The organism is Parvibaculum sp. MBR-TMA-1.3b-4.2 (assembly GCF_053628815.1).
The window spans coordinates 1,550,136-1,565,432 of the sequence record NZ_JBRJHC010000001.1; the positions used below are offsets into that span (position 1 = coordinate 1,550,136).

Annotated in this window: 17 protein-coding genes and 1 riboswitch; of the genes, 6 read left to right on the top strand and 11 right to left on the bottom strand. The window is 63.8% G+C overall.

The features are described 5' to 3' along the window. The first annotated feature begins 74 nt into the window (after positions 1-74). Positions 75-953, top strand: a complete 879-nt coding sequence (locus ACSSVQ_RS07455; RefSeq protein ID WP_454184664.1) for an SDR family oxidoreductase — start codon at positions 75-77, stop codon at positions 951-953. A gap of 17 nt (positions 954-970) precedes the next feature. Here the strand turns inward: ACSSVQ_RS07455 and ACSSVQ_RS07460 are convergent, their stop codons facing one another. The 6 genes from ACSSVQ_RS07460 to ACSSVQ_RS07485 all read right to left on the bottom strand — a co-directional run bounded on the left by ACSSVQ_RS07460 (position 971) and on the right by ACSSVQ_RS07485 (position 5,493). Beyond that, complete coding sequence (locus tag ACSSVQ_RS07460; protein ID WP_454181939.1) at positions 971-1,531, bottom strand: DUF1131 family protein; 561 nt, start codon at positions 1,529-1,531, stop codon at positions 971-973. 3 nt (positions 1,532-1,534) lie between these two features. Continuing rightward, positions 1,535-2,521 (bottom strand): NADPH:quinone oxidoreductase family protein, encoded by a 987-nt coding sequence (locus ACSSVQ_RS07465; protein WP_454181941.1) that lies wholly within the window; start codon positions 2,519-2,521, stop codon positions 1,535-1,537. Positions 2,522-2,587: 66 nt separating this feature from the next. Beyond that, on the bottom strand, positions 2,588-3,196 hold the full coding sequence (locus ACSSVQ_RS07470; RefSeq protein WP_454184665.1) for a TMEM165/GDT1 family protein: 609 nt from the start codon (positions 3,194-3,196) through the stop codon (positions 2,588-2,590). Positions 3,197-3,235: 39 nt separating this feature from the next. Next, positions 3,236-3,378, bottom strand: a riboswitch (yybP-ykoY riboswitch). A 33-nt stretch (positions 3,379-3,411) separates the two neighbouring features. Continuing rightward, positions 3,412-3,762, bottom strand: a complete 351-nt coding sequence (locus ACSSVQ_RS07475) for a DUF3147 family protein (RefSeq protein ID WP_454181943.1) — start codon at positions 3,760-3,762, stop codon at positions 3,412-3,414. 7 nt (positions 3,763-3,769) lie between these two features. Beyond that, positions 3,770-4,804 carry an alpha/beta hydrolase gene (locus tag ACSSVQ_RS07480; protein WP_454181944.1) on the bottom strand — a complete coding sequence of 345 codons (1,035 nt, stop codon included), beginning with the start codon at positions 4,802-4,804 and terminating at the stop codon, positions 3,770-3,772. Continuing rightward, on the bottom strand, positions 4,801-5,493 hold the full coding sequence (locus ACSSVQ_RS07485) for a TetR/AcrR family transcriptional regulator (protein ID WP_454181946.1): 693 nt from the start codon (positions 5,491-5,493) through the stop codon (positions 4,801-4,803). The genes ACSSVQ_RS07480 and ACSSVQ_RS07485 overlap by 4 nt, the downstream gene beginning before the upstream one ends. A gap of 287 nt (positions 5,494-5,780) precedes the next feature. Here ACSSVQ_RS07485 and ACSSVQ_RS07490 point away from each other — a divergent pair, with 287 nt between their 5' ends. Genes ACSSVQ_RS07490 through ACSSVQ_RS07500 form a run of 3 tightly spaced genes read left to right on the top strand, consistent with a single transcriptional unit; the run spans position 5,781 to position 8,088 of the window. Continuing rightward, the gene (locus ACSSVQ_RS07490) at positions 5,781-6,299 is read left to right on the top strand and encodes a PaaI family thioesterase (protein WP_454181948.1); all 519 of its coding nucleotides are present in this window, start codon (positions 5,781-5,783) and stop codon (positions 6,297-6,299) included. Beyond that, the gene (locus tag ACSSVQ_RS07495; RefSeq protein WP_454181950.1) at positions 6,296-6,745 is read left to right on the top strand and encodes a PaaI family thioesterase; all 450 of its coding nucleotides are present in this window, start codon (positions 6,296-6,298) and stop codon (positions 6,743-6,745) included. The genes ACSSVQ_RS07490 and ACSSVQ_RS07495 overlap by 4 nt, the downstream gene beginning before the upstream one ends. Beyond that, on the top strand, positions 6,742-8,088 hold the full coding sequence (locus tag ACSSVQ_RS07500) for an MATE family efflux transporter (RefSeq protein ID WP_454181952.1): 1,347 nt from the start codon (positions 6,742-6,744) through the stop codon (positions 8,086-8,088). Before ACSSVQ_RS07495 ends, ACSSVQ_RS07500 begins: the two co-directional genes overlap by 4 nt. On the opposite strand, the gene arsC is transcribed toward ACSSVQ_RS07500, so the two are convergent. The 3 genes from arsC to ACSSVQ_RS07515 are packed head-to-tail and all read right to left on the bottom strand — an operon-like array spanning position 8,075 to position 9,859. Then, on the bottom strand, positions 8,075-8,434 hold the full coding sequence (gene arsC, locus ACSSVQ_RS07505) for an arsenate reductase (glutaredoxin) (protein WP_454181954.1): 360 nt from the start codon (positions 8,432-8,434) through the stop codon (positions 8,075-8,077). The genes ACSSVQ_RS07500 and arsC overlap by 14 nt on opposite strands. 19 nt (positions 8,435-8,453) lie before the next feature. Next, positions 8,454-9,494: a quinone-dependent dihydroorotate dehydrogenase gene (locus ACSSVQ_RS07510; protein ID WP_454181956.1), complete on the bottom strand. Its 1,041-nt coding sequence runs from the start codon at positions 9,492-9,494 to the stop codon at positions 8,454-8,456. A 5-nt stretch (positions 9,495-9,499) separates the two neighbouring features. Then, positions 9,500-9,859, bottom strand: coding sequence for a DUF952 domain-containing protein (locus ACSSVQ_RS07515; RefSeq protein WP_454181958.1), 360 nt, complete (start codon positions 9,857-9,859; stop codon positions 9,500-9,502). A gap of 202 nt (positions 9,860-10,061) precedes the next feature. Here ACSSVQ_RS07515 and ACSSVQ_RS07520 point away from each other — a divergent pair, with 202 nt between their 5' ends. After that, positions 10,062-10,706, top strand: coding sequence for a S24 family peptidase (locus ACSSVQ_RS07520; RefSeq protein WP_454181960.1), 645 nt, complete (start codon positions 10,062-10,064; stop codon positions 10,704-10,706). A gap of 19 nt (positions 10,707-10,725) precedes the next feature. On the opposite strand, the gene ACSSVQ_RS07525 is transcribed toward ACSSVQ_RS07520, so the two are convergent. Further along, the gene (locus ACSSVQ_RS07525; protein ID WP_454181962.1) at positions 10,726-11,517 is read right to left on the bottom strand and encodes a hypothetical protein; all 792 of its coding nucleotides are present in this window, start codon (positions 11,515-11,517) and stop codon (positions 10,726-10,728) included. 119 nt (positions 11,518-11,636) lie between these two features. Beyond that, entirely contained in the window at positions 11,637-13,262 is a 1,626-nt protein-coding gene (locus ACSSVQ_RS07530; protein ID WP_454181964.1) for a lysine--tRNA ligase, read from the bottom strand. Positions 13,263-13,406: 144 nt separating this feature from the next. Here ACSSVQ_RS07530 and ACSSVQ_RS07535 point away from each other — a divergent pair, with 144 nt between their 5' ends. Further along, the gene (locus ACSSVQ_RS07535) at positions 13,407-15,269 is read left to right on the top strand and encodes a sensor histidine kinase (RefSeq protein WP_454181965.1); all 1,863 of its coding nucleotides are present in this window, start codon (positions 13,407-13,409) and stop codon (positions 15,267-15,269) included. Positions 15,270-15,297 lie beyond the last annotated feature (28 nt).

The window sequence follows — 15,297 nt, forward strand, 5'->3', positions numbered from 1 at the left end:
GCTGCTATCCTCCCTCCCGAACGCAATAATGAATGGCCGGGGTCATAACGGCCAAGGAGGACAGCATGGTTTCGATGTTCCGGGACGGACTTCTCACAGGAAAACGCATTCTCGTCACCGGCGGCGGCACGGGCCTCGGCAAGGAAATGGCGGAGGACTATCTGCGGCTCGGCGCCGATATCCATATTTGCGGGCGCCGCAAGAAAGTGCTCGACGACACGGCCGCCGAGCTGATGGACAAGCATGGCGGGTCGGTGAAAACGCATAGCGTGGACATTCGCGTCGCCGAAGCCGTGGACGAGATGATCGAGGAGATCTGGGCGAACGGTCCGCTTACCGGCCTGGTCAACAATGCGGCGGGCAATTTCATCTCTCCGACCAAGGATCTTTCCACGCGCGGTTTCGACGCCATCGCCAATATCGTCTTTCACGGCACCTTCTATGTGACGCATGCCTGCGGCACGCGCTGGATCCGCGACGGCGTGCCGGGCAGCGTCATTTCCATCCTCACCACCTGGGTGTGGAACGGCGGCCCCTTCACCGTGCCGTCGGCCATGTCGAAGGCGGGCGTCAACATCATGACGAAATCGCTTGCCGCCGAATGGGGCCAATACGGCATCCGCCTCAATGCGATCGCGCCCGGTCCCTTCCCCACCGAAGGCGCATGGGCGCGGCTGAGCCCCGGCCAGTCGACCGACGGCGATCAGGAACGCGACGGCATTCCGATGGGGCGCGTGGGGCAGATGGACGAGTTGAAGAACCTCGCCACTTTCCTGATGGCGGATGGCTGCGACTATCTTTCCGGCCAGACCATCGCCATCGACGGTGCGGCCTATTCCGCGGGCGGCGGCAATTTCTCGCGGCTCTCTTCGCTCAAGGATGACGACTGGGACCAGATGCGGGACATGATCCGCAGCGCGAACGACAAGGACAAGGCGCAGCGCAGCGTGTGACCGCCAAACGGCGCAGGTTAAACCGCGCTGGCGCGCCAGTGGATTGCCGTGACCTTCCAGTTCCGAATGACGTCGTCGGGCGGCACCTTGCCGTCCGGCCCGTCCCACTTGCCGGCAAGCTCGTAATAGATGCGCGTCGACTCGGCGGCCGGGCAGAAAAGCCGTCCGGCATATTCCTCGACGCCCGGCAGACATTGGGGCCTGTCGTTTTTCTTGTAGATGTCGGTATAGAGGCTGCCGACATGAATGCCGTGCATGTCGCGAATGCCGGGCGAGAAGACGATGACGCCCGCGACCGACCGCTCGTCCGCGTCCGGTACGACTTCCATCATCTTCTCGTTGTTTTCCTCGACGAGGATGATGGGATATTTCTCTCCCTCGCGCGAGACCTGCCGACGCGAAACCGTCGTGCCCGGCAGAAGGGCCGACACGGCGTCGGGATCGAAGGCGGTGATGCCGGTAATGGGGCCGACGCCTTCTTCGGTGACCTTGATGGCCTTCGGCCCGGAACATGCCGCAACCAGTAACAGGATCGCGACCGCCGCGAGCGACGCTTTCGTTCCGGGCTTTCGTGCCATCGATCAGTTCTCCCCGTTCATTTCGATCACGACCTTACCGACAACCTCGCGGTTTTGCAGCATGCGCATCGCGTCTGCCGCCTTTTCCAGCGGAAAGCGGGCACAGATATAAGGGTCGATCTTTCCCTCCGCAGCCAGACGGTCGATGGCTTCGATATTGGCCTTGCCCGCCTCCGGGTCGCGGCGGCCATATTCGCCCGCCCGGACGCCGACGACGGAAAACCCCTTGATGAGCGGCATATTGACGGGGACGGACGGGATACGGCCGCTGGTGAAGCCGATGACGAGCAGGCGTCCGTTCCAGGCGATGCAGCGCACGCTCTCGTCGAACACGTCGCCGCCGACCGGATCGTAGATCACATCGGCGCCCTTGCCGCCGGTAAGCTCCTTCACCTTGTCCTTGAAGCCGTCATTGATGTTGAGCACATGGTCGGCCCCGCGCGCCTTCACCACTTTGAGTTTTTCATCCGACGCCGATGTCGCGATCACCGTTGCGCCAAGCAGCTTTCCCATCTCGACGGCGGCAAGCCCGACGCCGCCGGTGCTGCCATGGACGAGAAGCGTTTCGCCCGGCTGCAAATGACCGCGGCAAACGAGCGCGACATAGGCCGTGAGATAGGCTGCCGGATAGGCCGCGGCCCTGGCGAAATCCATGCCTTGCGGGATGGGGCGGCAGGCTTCAGCCGATGCGTTCACTTCCTCCGCGAAGCCGCCGATGCGCAAGCCCGCAACAACATGATCGCCGACTTTCAGCGTCGTAACGCCCTCGCCCAGCTCGGCGACGATGCCCGCGCCCTCCATGCCGGGCGAGAAAGGCAGCTCCGGCTTGAACTGATATTTGCCCTGCACCATCAGAATGTCGGGGAAGTTCACCGAGCAGGCCTTGAGCTTCAACCGCACTTCGCCGGGACCGGGTGGCGGCAAGTCCATATCATCCATTCGCAGAACGGAAATATCTTCCGACAGCTCATGCACACGCATCGCCCGCATGGGCACCTCCCTCTTTTTCAATATCGTTTCGCGCAGCATAGGCAGAGCGCGTGAGCGAAGGAAGCGTCAGAGATAACCGAAGGCGGAAAGCAGCGTGACCGCGCCAAGGGCGATGAAGATAAACGCGGCGGTTGCGCGCACCCAGCCAAGCGGCACGAACCGAGCGACCTTTTCGCCAAAGAACACCACCGGCACATTGGCGAACATCATGCCCAATGTCGTCCCTGCCGCGACGTGAAGCACGGAATCGAAACGCACCGCCAGCGCCGCCGTGGCGATCTGGGTCTTGTCGCCGATTTCTACAAGGAAGAACGCAATCACCGTGGCGAGGAAAGGACCGAAGCGCTTCGTCCGTTCAAGTTCCGTCGCATCATCCTCGGGCGCCTTGTCGGGGATCAGCGCCCAGAAGCCCATCAAGATGAAGGAGACGCCGACGAGACGGGTCATGAGCTCGCGGTCCATAAACCCGGCAAGTTCCACCCCCGCCCAGGCGGCGAGTGCGTGATTGGCAAGCGTCGCCGCGAGAATGCCCCAGACGACCGGCCAGGGCTGGCGAAAGCGCAGTGCAAGGATCAGCGCCAGAAGCTGCGTCTTGTCGCCGATTTCGGCGATGGCGACGGTGACGGTGGAAATCAGGAAGGCGTCCATCTCGAAGCTCCGGCCGGGCAAATACACCAATGGCTTTACGCTCTCCGCCCGGCCAGGCGAAAGCGTGAAACCAAAGGTCTTGCCAAATCGGGCCGAAAATCCGGCACCTTTCGCGAACGCCATGGCGTGAGCCAAGTGTGTTGACGTCCGCCCCTCTCGACCCCCGCTAGGCGCGGGCGGAGGGAGGCTACTCCCCTAAGGACCCGTTTTGACTAGCACAGGCCCTCTCGCGCATCAACGCTCTAGAGCCTGATGCCGAAGCGGGCCGCGACGACCACGGTGAGGAAATAGAGAAGGATGGTGAGGAGGATGGAAAGCCCGAGCGCCATCCAGAAGGACATGCCATGGCGCAACATCGCCGGAAAGGCGAGGAACATGGGAAGGCTCGGGATGACGTACCAGAAGGTCGCTTCCGCATGGTCCGCGATGCGCGGAATGTCGCCCGTATCGCGCCAGAGCCAGACGATACCGAGGACGGAGACGAGCGGGATGGAGGCGACCAGCGCGCCGAAGGCGGGACTGCGCCGCGCAATTTCGGAAATGAGCATCACGATGACGCCGGAAATGGCGGCCTTGATCAGCAGATAGGTCATGCGGGCCTCATGCGGATGCTGAGAGCCCCGCCCGCACATCCACCGCGATCTCCTCGCAGGCCCGTTTCGCCGCGGGCACGGTGCCGGACATGGCGGTGAAGGCATGGGCAAGCCTGTCGTAGCAGCGATAGGTGACGGGGACGCCCGCCGCTTTCAGCCTGTCGGCATATGCCGCCCCCTGATCGCGGAGCGGATCGAACCCCGCCGTGACGACGATGGCGGGCGGCAGGCCGGACAGGTCCTCCGCCTTCAGGGGTGAGGCGCGCAAATCCTTCTTGTCTTCTGGCTTGTCGATGTAATGGTCGATGAACCATTGCATGATGTCGGCGGTCAGCGGATAGACCTCGCCGCAGCTTTCCATCGACCCGCCTTGCGCCTCCATATCCGTTACCGGATAGATGAGAAGCTGACACGCGGGCGCAGGACCGCCCTCGGCCTTCATTTGCTGCGCCACGACGGCGGAGAGATAGCCGCCCGCGCTGTCTCCGCCAACGCCGATACGGCCCGCCTCCATGCCGAAGGAGGATGCGTTTTCCTCAGCCCATTTGTAGGCGGCCAGCGCATCGTCCACCGCGGCGGGAAATTTGTGCTCGGGCGCGAGACGGTAGTCGACGGACAGAACCGCGCAATTGGCGCTGCCGGCGAGAATGCTGCAGAAAGTCTCGCAGGTGTCCAGATTGCCGATCACGCAGCCGCCCATATGAAAATAGACGAGGCCGGGCAGCGGGCCGGCTGCATGTTTGGGCCGGTAGAGACGCGCGGCCAGCCTGCCGCCGGGCCCTGGCATGACGACTTCGTCGATCGCCACATTGGCGCGCGGCGCATCGTCCAGAAGCGCCAGGCCCTGCGCCGCCGCCGCGCGGGCGGCCACCGGGTCGAGCGTGGTAAGCGAGGGCGCCTTCGCGCCCTGCACCGCGAGCAATTGCACGCGCGGATCGATCACCCTTCCATCGATGGAGAGCGGCTCACCGCCCGACATGCGCAGGAGAGCGCCCTCGGGCAGTTTCATCAGGCCACGGATGACAAGCTTCTGTAAATTCATTTGCCGTCTTCCTTGCGGTCATCCGCGCCGGAGGTCGCGGGCGCCGTGCCTGCGACGGGCAGATTGTGAAAGCCGCCCAGCACCAGCGCCGTCGCAAACTCCGCCGCTGCGGCGGGGTCGACATTGTCGCGCGCGATCATGCGATCGCCCATTTCCATGGCGAGCCCGACCACGGACGCCATCAGATATTCGGAATCCACGGGCGGCAGCGTGCCGTTGCGAATATCCTCTTCCATATATTCGCGGATCTCTTCGAAACCGGCGATCATTTCCGCCGTCTCCATGCGCACGCGCACCGTGTTCGGATTGCGGCGCATCACCTCGAACGTCTCCCGGTCGGAGGCGAGATACTCGAAATAGGCGTGAAGCGCATTGCGGATGAAATCCTCGAAGGTGCGCGAGCGAATGCGCTCGGCACGCAGGCGCGGGCGGATGCGGCGCATGCCTTCATCCATCAGCGCCTCGAACACTTCTTCCTTGCTGCGGAAATAATTGTAGAAGGTGCCGGAGGCGAGGCCTGTGCGACGGATGATGTCGCGCACCGTCGTCGCGCCATAGCCCAGATCGGCAAAGACGTTCCGCGCGGCCTGAAGGATGGCCTCCCGATTGTTGATTTTCGTCCGTTCGCGCTTGCCGAGGGGCTTGCCTTCCGCCCGCTCCTTCACAGCGTCTTCCACGCTATCTTTCATACTGGTTCCAGTGCCCCCACCGGCCCGCCGCCGAGGCGGCTGACCCTGATTTCATGTTGGGCCCGAGTCTAGACAAAAGTGAATCAACGTCAACTTTGAGAATGCATCCCAAGGCGCAAAAACCGCTTTTCTTTCAGATAGTTGCGTAAGCGCACCTCGGTATCGGGCAGAATCACATAGAAATCCGGTATAGGTTATTCCCATTCAGGGCGCAGTTGACACGACGACGCCCGGACGCCCTACTAGCGCCGTTTCGCGGCCGGCGGCAGCCCAAGGCAAGAGTGACCATGAGTGACCAGACGAATATCTCCCCCGAACAGATTCGGATGATGAAGGATGTGCTGATCGAGCATGTACCGCATGCACGCGCACTCGGCATGAAAGTCGAGGATGCCGCGCGCGGCGAGGCCTGGCTCAGCGTGCCCTATAACGAGGATCTGGTCGGCGACATCGAAACCGGCGTGCTGCATGGCGGCGTCATCACCGCCATGCTGGACAATGCCTGCGGCATCGCCGTCCAGCTTTCCCTGCCCGAGCGCATCGCGATCGCGACGCTCGACCTGCGGATCGACTATATGAAGCCCGCCACGCCAAAGCTCGACCTCAATGCGCATACGCATTGCTACAAGGTGACGAAGAACATCGCCTTTGTACGCGGCGCGGCCTATCACGAAGACGAGGAAGATCCGATCGCCACCTGTGTCGGCACCTTCATGCTGGCAGCCAACCGGGCCATGCCCATGCCGATTTCGGAAGAGCTTCGTCAGCAGGCGGATCAGGTTCTTGGCGGAGGAAAAGCGGAATGAGCGAGACGAAAGATCTGAGCCTGTTTCTCGATCGCATTCCCTATGCGCGTTTTCTTGGCGTCGGCGTCGACCGGCGCGGCAACGAGATCACCACCGTGCTGCGCTACAAGGAAGATTTGATCGGCAACCCCGTGCTCCCGGCGCTGCATGGCGGGGCCATCGGTGCTTTCCTTGAAATGACGGCGATGGCGCAGCTCGCCTTCGAAACGGGGATCGATGCGCCGCCCAAGCCGATCAACATCACCATCGATTATCTGCGCTCGGGCAAGCCGCAAGACACCTTCGCCCGCGCCGCGATCACCAAGCAGGGACGGCGCGTCGCCACGGTGCATGTGGAAGCCTGGCAGGAAGACAAGTCCCGGCCCATCGCCGCGGCGCATGGTCATTTCCTGCTGAAACAGCCCGACGAAGAAGGGACCGCGGCGGACGCCGGCGCTACGGCATGAACCCGAATGCGGCGGGCGACAGGATCACGCATGCCCGCGTGCTTGCCATCGCCGGTCCGATCGTTCTCTCGAACCTGTCCACGCCGCTTCTGGGGCTTGTCGACACGGCGGTCATCGGACAGATCCCCGACCCGGCGCTGATCGGCGCCGTCGCGCTTGGCGCGACGCTTTTCAGTTTCCTTTACTGGGGGTTCGGGTTCCTGCGGATGGGAACGACCGGGCTGACGGCGCAGGCACTGGGCGCCGACGATATGGACGAAGTGCGCACGAGCCTGGGGCGCGCGCTCCTCATTGCGGGCGTCGCGGGCCTTGCCCTCGTCGCGCTGCAATGGCCCATCGGCAAGATCGCCTTTTCGCTTCTATCGGGCAGTGCGGAAGTCGAGCGGCACACACATGACTATTTCGCCATCCGCATCTGGTCGGCGCCCTTCACGCTGGCCAATTTCGCGCTGCTGGGCTGGTTCATCGGACGGCACAAAGCGGGCACCGCGCTTGCCCTGCAATTTCTGCTCAACGGGACGAATCTGGCCCTCGACGTCACTTTCGTCGTCGGGCTCGGCTGGGGCGTGAAGGGGATCGCGGCGGGCACGGCCATTGCCGAAACGCTTGCCGCGCTGGTGGGCCTTGTCATTGCAAGCAGGGCGCTCAAACGGATGGGCGGGCACTGGGACCGCGCCAAGCTCTTCGATGCGGAGCGCATCCGGCGGACGATCACCGTCAATCGCGACATCATGATCCGTACGCTCTGCCTCGTCTCTGCCTTTGCCTGGTTCATGGCCAAGAGCGCGGATATGGGCGATGTGCAGCTTGCCGCCAATGCCGTGCTGATGCAGTTCGTCTCCACCTCCGCCTTTTTTCTCGACGGGTTCGCCTATGCGGCGGAGGCGCTGGTCGGCAAGGCCATCGGCGCGCGCACACGGGAGAGGCTTTCCGAAGCGGTGCGCATTTCCACCGTCTGGGCGGCGGGGACGGCGGTTTTCCTTTCCGTCGTCATCCTTGCGGGCGGCCCGTGGTTCATCGACCTGCTGACGACCGCGCCGCATGTGCGCGACGCCGCGCGCCTCTTTCTGCCCTGGGCGGTGCTGACGCCGCTTCTGGCGGTGTGGAGTTTTCAACTCGACGGCATTTTCATCGGCGCGACCCGCACGGTGGAAATGCGCAATGCGATGATCGTCACGCTTGCGCTCTTCCTTCTGGCGTGGCGGCTGCTGGCGCCGGCCTATGGCAATCACGGGCTCTGGGGTGCCTTCATGATCTTCTATCTCCTGCGCGCCGCTTCGCTGCTCTACTACTATCCGCGCGTCAGAGCCGCCGCGGAGGCGGAGGGCCTCACCACTCGTTGAAGAGATCGAGCACGTCTTCCGGCGGGCGGCCGATCTTCGCGCCATATTCCCCGACCACGATGGGGCGTTCGATCAGGATCGGATTTTCCACCATCGCCTTGATAAGCTGCGCGTCGCTCAGGCTTTCATCGTCGAGGCCGAGGGCCTTGTAGGGCTCTTCCTTCTTGCGCATGAGATCGCGCGGCTTCATCCGCAGCTTTTCCAGAATGCCTTTCAGCTCGGCCTCAGTGGGCGGCGTTTTCAGATATTCCACGATGTCCGGGACGATACCGTGCTGCTCCAGCAGGGAGAGCGTCTGGCGCGATTTCGAGCAGCGCGGGTTGTGGTACATCGTTACGGCAGTCATCGCCTGTCCCTTTCGAAAATTATTCCGTATCCTGACCGATGGCATCCTGCACGCGGGCAAAGCCGTCGGCTTTCAGCATCGCGGCCAGGTCGCGCTTGATGGCGCCGACGAGGCCCGGCCCTTCATAGACGAGCGCGGTATAGAGCTGCACCAGCGAGGCGCCGGCCCTGATCTTGGCATAGGCGTCCGCGCCGCTGCCGATACCGCCGACGCCGACCAACGGTATCCGTCCGCCGGTCAGCTTGTACATCTGCCGCAAAATGGCCGTCGACAGACCGAAAAGCGGCTGGCCGGAGAGGCCGCCGGTTTCCCCGGCCCGGGCGCCCTGCACCAGCCCCTCGCGCGCGATCGTCGTATTGGACACGATCAGACCGTCGAGGCCTTTTTCGGCAGCCACATCGGCGATGTCCTGCAATTCCTCGTCGGTCAGGTCGGGCGCGATCTTGAGCAGGACCGGCGTTTCGCCTGCCCTGGCGGCCAGCACCCGCGTCACCAGCGTTTCAAGCTCCGCCTTGTTCTGCAGTGCGCGCAGGCCGGGCGTGTTGGGCGAGGAGATATTGACCGTGAAATAGCTCGCCAGCCCCTCGAAAGCGCGGATGCCGGTTTCATAATCGGCGATGCGGTCTTCGCTATCCTTGTTGGCGCCGATATTGACGCCGACGATGCCGGGCCGTCCGCGCCGCGCCTCAAGGCGGCCTTTGGCGGCCGCGTGGCCTTCATTGTTGAAGCCGAGCCGGTTGATGACGGCGCGCTCATGCGCGAGGCGGAAGATGCGGGGGCGCGGATTACCGGCTTGCGGGCGCGGCGTCACCGTGCCGATTTCCGCAAAGCCCATGCCGAGCCGCAGCATGGCGTCGGGCACTTCGGCATTCTTGTCGAAGCCCGCCGCGATGCCGACGGGATTGGGGAAATGCAGTCCGAAAAGATCGATACCCAGTTCGGCGGGGTCGGCCCCTCCGGCCGGCACAAGGCCCAGCTTCAGCGCGCGAATGGTGTTGCGATGCGCGGTCTCGGGATCCATCAGGCCCAGAAAGGGCCTTGCGAGCGGGAAGAGGTTCATCCGCTTCAGCTCTCCCCGTCAGTGACCGCCGCCGGAAAGACATGCTCGCCCTCCGGCCCCAGCGGCAGGTCGTGCACGCCGGTCACAGCCGTCATCGGCAGCACGTCATAAAGATGGGGAAAGAGGTCGCCGCCGCGCGAGGGCTCCCATTTCAGCACCTCGCCCAGCGCGTCCGCATCCACGGCCACCAGCAACAGGCCCTTGCGGCCCGCAAAGTGCCGCGCCGCGGTCTCGCGGGCCTGCGCCGCGGTCGAGAAATGGATGAAACCGTCATCGAGATCGACAGGCGAGCCGATGAACCGTCCCTCCGCTTCGGCGGCGCGCCATTCATGCGCGCCCACTATCTTGAAGATGGTTTTGGTCATAAGCCGTCTGATGTTTCTCGCGAAGTGCGCGCACTCTAGCGGCGGGGATGCCCCCTCACAAGCTGGCGCGCCGTCGCCTGCCGGGGCCTGCCGGGGCCTGCCGGGGCCGCGCTCCATATGGCGCGATTCCCGAAATCATGCCAGATTGGGGGAATAGGATTTTATTCAGCGCTCGCGTCATATCCGGAAGGGAGATTGCCGCATGCCGCGTCAAATGACCCATGCCCGCATCTGGGCCGCGATCGACAAGCTGGCCGCGCATCGCGGCCTGAGCATTTCCGGGCTTGCCCGGGCGGCGGGGCTGGACCCGACTTCCTTCAACAAATCCAAGCGCTTCACCCCCGCCGGACGGCCGCGCTGGCCCGGCACGGAAAGCCTTTCGCGCGTGCTGGAGGCGACCGGCGCGGGCCTCGACGAATTTCTGACGCTGGTCGAGGATGGCGAGACGGCAGGCGAACATACGCATCGCGTGCCGCTGATCGGATTTGCACAGGCCGGTCTCGGCGGGTTTTTCGACGATGCGGGATTTCCGGTGGGCGGGAGCTGGGAAGAGATCGCCTTTCCCGCCATCGCCGACCCCAATGCCTATGCGCTGGAAATCTCCGGCGACAGCATGGAACCGGTCTACCGGGCAGGCGACATCATCATCGTGTCGCCCAATGCCTCTGTCCGGCGCGGCGACCGCGTGGTGGCCAAAACCGCCGACGGTCAGGTTCTGGCAAAGGCCTTGGGGCGCCGCACGCAGGGCGAGATCGAGCTTCTGTCGCTCAACCCGGCCTATGAGACGATCCGGGTTCCGGCCCGGGAACTGATCTGGCTCGCCCGCATTCTCTGGGCCAGCCAGTAACCGCCTTCCAGTAGCCGCCTTAGCGGGCGCGGCCCAGCCTGGCCTCGGCCAGTTGCATCGCCTTTTCGGGACGGCCCTGATCGAGCGCCTGTTTGAGATTTACCGCCGATTGCCTCAGCAGCCGCTCCATCGCATTCGCGGGCCGGTGCGCCACCACCATATCGAGCAGCTCGGCGGCACGGCGCCTGTGCGCGTCGCCGTCGAGGCCCAGCAACTGGACCGCATATTGATAGGCAATGGAGATGTTGCCCGGGTCGATAGAGAGTGCGCGTTCATAGGCCTGCTGGCCGGCCTTGACCGACGCGCCGTAGATCGCCTCGCCGATAGAGCCGCCCGCATAGGCGATCTGGAGGTTCCACCCGCCCAGCGCCGCATGCGCCCACGGGCTGTCGGGCGCCAGTTTCAGGGCGATGTCGATATGCTTGCGGGCTTCCTCGCCCAGCCCCTGCATATGCGCTTCGAGGCCGCCTTCGCTGCGGGCCACGAAGCCCAGCGCGATGGCCAGCGCCAGATGCGCCTCGGGGCTGTCCGGCGCGCCAGCCACGGCCTTTCGCGCATCCGCCAGCGCAGTCCGATAGCATTCGAGGCGGACCTTGTCCTTTTCCTCGATGAGATCGCCCCGGGCCATTTCGGCGTGGGCGGCGAGCGTATATCCCTCGGCGGTGCCGATTTCACGCGCGACCCCGGCGGCGCGCGAAAAGGCGCCGTCATCGAAGGCCGCCCGCGCGGCGTCGAGATCGCTCCACATGGCAGCGGCCGGCTGGGCCCACTGGGCCAGGACGAGGATCAGCAATAAAGAGACCCATCTCATGCCGCATTTCCCTCGAAGCGCCGAAAGGTGAAATATCATACGGTATGATTGGTCTTTAGGGGGCTCCCGGCAAGCCTGGATATGCGCCAGGGGCGCAATCCGGCCGGAATTTCGCGCGATCAGCCTTTGGAAAGGTCTTCCCCGGCCAAGGCGCGACGGATGAGGGCGACGCTCTCTTCCCGGCCGTAAAGCGCGATGAAGGAGCCGAAACGCGGTCCCTGTGTCTCGCCCAGCAGCACTTCGTAAAGCGCCTTGAACCAATCGCGCAGCTTTTCGAAGCCATGCGTCTTGCCGATTTCATAGACCACGGTCTGGAAGGCTTCGGCGCCCGCATCGGAGGGCATCTCGTCCAGCCGGTCCGCCAGATCGGCAAGCGCGATCGCTTCCAGATCGCTCGGCTGCCGGTAGGTCTTGTTCGGCTTCACGAAGTCATGGAAGTAGTTGATCGCATAGCCGACCATATGGTCGAGGCGCGGATAGGTCTCGGGCGAAGCGTCCGGCGCATAGCGGCGGATGAACCCCCAGAGCACATCGTGGTCTTCCGAATGGCTCGCGCTCACCAGATTGAGCAGCAGCGAGAAAGAGACGGGCAGCTTTTCAGCCGGCGGGTTGCCGGCATGGATGTGCCAGGCGGCGGAGTTCAGCCGCGTGCGCAGATCCTGTTCCGGGAAGTTCACGATCGAGGAAAGATACTCGTCCACATTCTTCGGAATGACGTCGAAATAGAGCTTCTTGCCGGAGCGCGGGCTCTGGAACATGAAATATTGCAGGCTTTCGGGGCTCGCATAGCGCAGCCAGTCATCCATGGAGATGCCGTTGCCCTTGGACTTCGAGATCTTCTTGCCTTCCTCGTCGAGGAAGAGTTCGTAGTTGAAGCCCTCCGGCGGCCTCTTGCCCAGCACGCGGCAGATCTTGGAGGCGAGCTTTACGCTGTCGATCAAATCCTTGCCGGACATTTCGTAGTCGACATCGAGCGCGGCCCAGCGCATGGCCCAGTCGGCCTTCCATTGCAGCTTGCACTGGCCGCCCGTGACCGGCACTTCCACGATCTCGCCGGTATCCGGCTCCTCATAGGAGACAGTGCCCTTTTCGGCATTGCGCTCGGTGAGCGGCACAAGCAGCACATGGCCGGTGCGCGGGCTGACGGGCAGGATGGGGCTGTAGGTCTGCTGCCGCTCTTCGCGCAGGCTCGGCAGCATGATCTTCATGATCTCGTCGAACTTCTCGAGCACCTTCCTCAGGGTCTCGTCGAAACGGCCCGAGGTGTAGTAGTCGGTCGCGCTGGCGAATTCATACTCGAAGCCGTAGCTGTCGAGGAAAGCGCGCAGCATCGCATTGTTGTGGTGACCGAAGCTCTCGAACTTGCCGAACGGGTCCGGGATGCGCGTCAGCGGCATGTTGATGTAGCCGGCCAGCATCTCCTGGTTCGGGACATTGCCGGGCACCTTGCGCAACCCGTCCATGTCGTCGGAGAAGCACAACAGGCGCGTCGGCACGCCGGGCGCCAGCGTCTCGAAGGCATGGCGGACCATGGTCGTGCGGGCGACCTCGCCGAAAGTTCCGATATGGGGCAAGCCCGACGGGCCATAGCCCGTTTCGAACAGTACGGTGCGCGTCTCGCCGCCTTCTTTTTCCAGCCGGTCCACCAGTTTTCGCGCTTCCTCGAACGGCCAGGCTTTGGAAACCCTGGCTGCTTCAAGAATTTCGTCTTCACCGAATGTGGCCGGAAGTGTATCGGACGGCATTTTTTGACCTGTGTGTAAGGACTTAATGCTTTGTCAAGCGCGCGGACCCTATGCTGACCTTTAAGTACAGTCAACGCGGCAGTGGGGACCTGCGCCATATGGGCGTATCCTGCATATGTATCGTTGAGCCGGAGAGCAAATAAGGTGAGCGCGCAAACCAGGGACGAAGAGCCCGAAGCGATGGAAATCCCCGCCATCCGTCGGCCCGCGGACATGACGGCGCGCCTCAATGCGGAACTTCTCCGCATCCTTTTCGGCCTCGGCGACAGCAGCAGCATCACGGTCTTTCTGGGGATCGTGGTGGTGGGGCTGGTTTTCGTTCCCTACTACGCCCCGATCTGGACGCTGCCGGCGGTCATCGCCGTGCAGGGCGTCGCGGAAATGCTCTTCTCCCGGGTCAAAAGAGGATTCCGGGAGGATGCCGAGGCCGTTGCCCATACCTCGAAATGGGCGCAGCGCTATACGGCCGTCACGGCGCTCAGCGGATCGACATGGGGGCTGGCCGCCTGGCTCTGGCTCCCCCATGCGCCGCTCACGCATCAATTCTTCTTCACTTTCGTGCTGTCGGTCCTGTGCACGGCCACCGCTGTGACACGGGCCACCTATCCGCCTGCCGTGTTCGTCTATACGAGCTTCGTCGCAAGCCCGACCATCCTGCTGTTCGTGCTGCGCGGCGACGCCATCTCGGTCGCCATCTTCGTGCTTGCGCTGCTGTTCTTCGCAACGCTCGCGGGCTGGACGCGTCATGTCCAGCACTCCTACCGGGAGGCGGTGCGGCTAAAACTCGAAAATGCCGATCTGCTGGAGCGCATGTCGCGCGCCCATGCTGCGGCGGACCAGAAGCGACGGGAGGCGGAACGGGCCAAAGCCGAGGCGCAGGCCGCCGCCGCCACGAAGGGCGCATTCCTCGACATGCTCGGCCATGAAGTGCGCGCGCCGCTCTCTTCCATGACGCGCATGGCGGCGCAGCTGGGCAAGACCGCTCTCGACGGGAGCGCGCGAGGCCTGGCGAAAAGCATCGAAACGACCAGTCAGCTGCTTTCGCGGCTGTTCGACGACATGCTCGATTTTTCGCAGATGGAAACGCAGACCCTGACGCTAGCACCGCGCCAGCTCGACCCCTCCGAGCTGTCACGCGACGTGGTGCGCGCCATGCGGGACGCGGCGTCGAAGAAAGGCCTGTCCCTCGAACTCGACCTCGCCACCGATATACCCGCGGCCATGACGGCCGATCCGGACCGACTGCGGCAGGTCCTGATCAACCTGATCGACAATGCGATCAAATTCACCGATCAGGGCGGCGTGGTCCTGCGCGCAGCGCGGGTGGAGGGGCCCGAGGATACGACGCTCCTGCGATTTTCGGTGACCGATACGGGGCCCGGCCTCAGCGAGGATATGCGCCAGCTTGTCTTCGACACCTTCGAGCGCGGTCCGCAGGAAAAGGCCGACAATGCCATGATCCACAGCGCGGGCCTCGGCCTCGGCCTGCCGATCTGCGACCGGCTTGTCCATCTGATGGGCGGCCAGATCGGCGTGGACAGCGTACCGGGTCTCGGCAGCACCTTCTGGTTCCTGTTGCCGCAGGAACCCGGCATGGCCGCCGAGTATCTCGCCACGCTCAACAGCGCGCGCAGCGGAGAGCAACAGATATGGACCGCCCCGCTGCTGGACCACGGCATGCTGTACGAGATCGAGAACGGGATGGCCGGCGACGCCCTGACCGAATATCTGGTGGAGGGCCTGGAAAAGGTGCTCGTCTTCCACCGCAATGTCTGCGGCGCGAAGACGACCCGCAATGCCGAAGCGTTGCGCGAAAGCGCCGCCGAACTGGCCAGGGCGGCGGAAAATCTCGGCCTTGCCGCCATCGCGGAAAACGCACATGCGATCGGGGAAGCACTGGACAAGGGTGAGGAAAAGGCCGCTTTCGCGAATGTGCCGCGTCTTGAACGGCAAATCACCGCCACCTGGCATGCGCTGGCGCAATCCTATCCCAGCCTGGGCGCCTGACGCCCTCGCCGCTGCGCCGTCCGCCCCG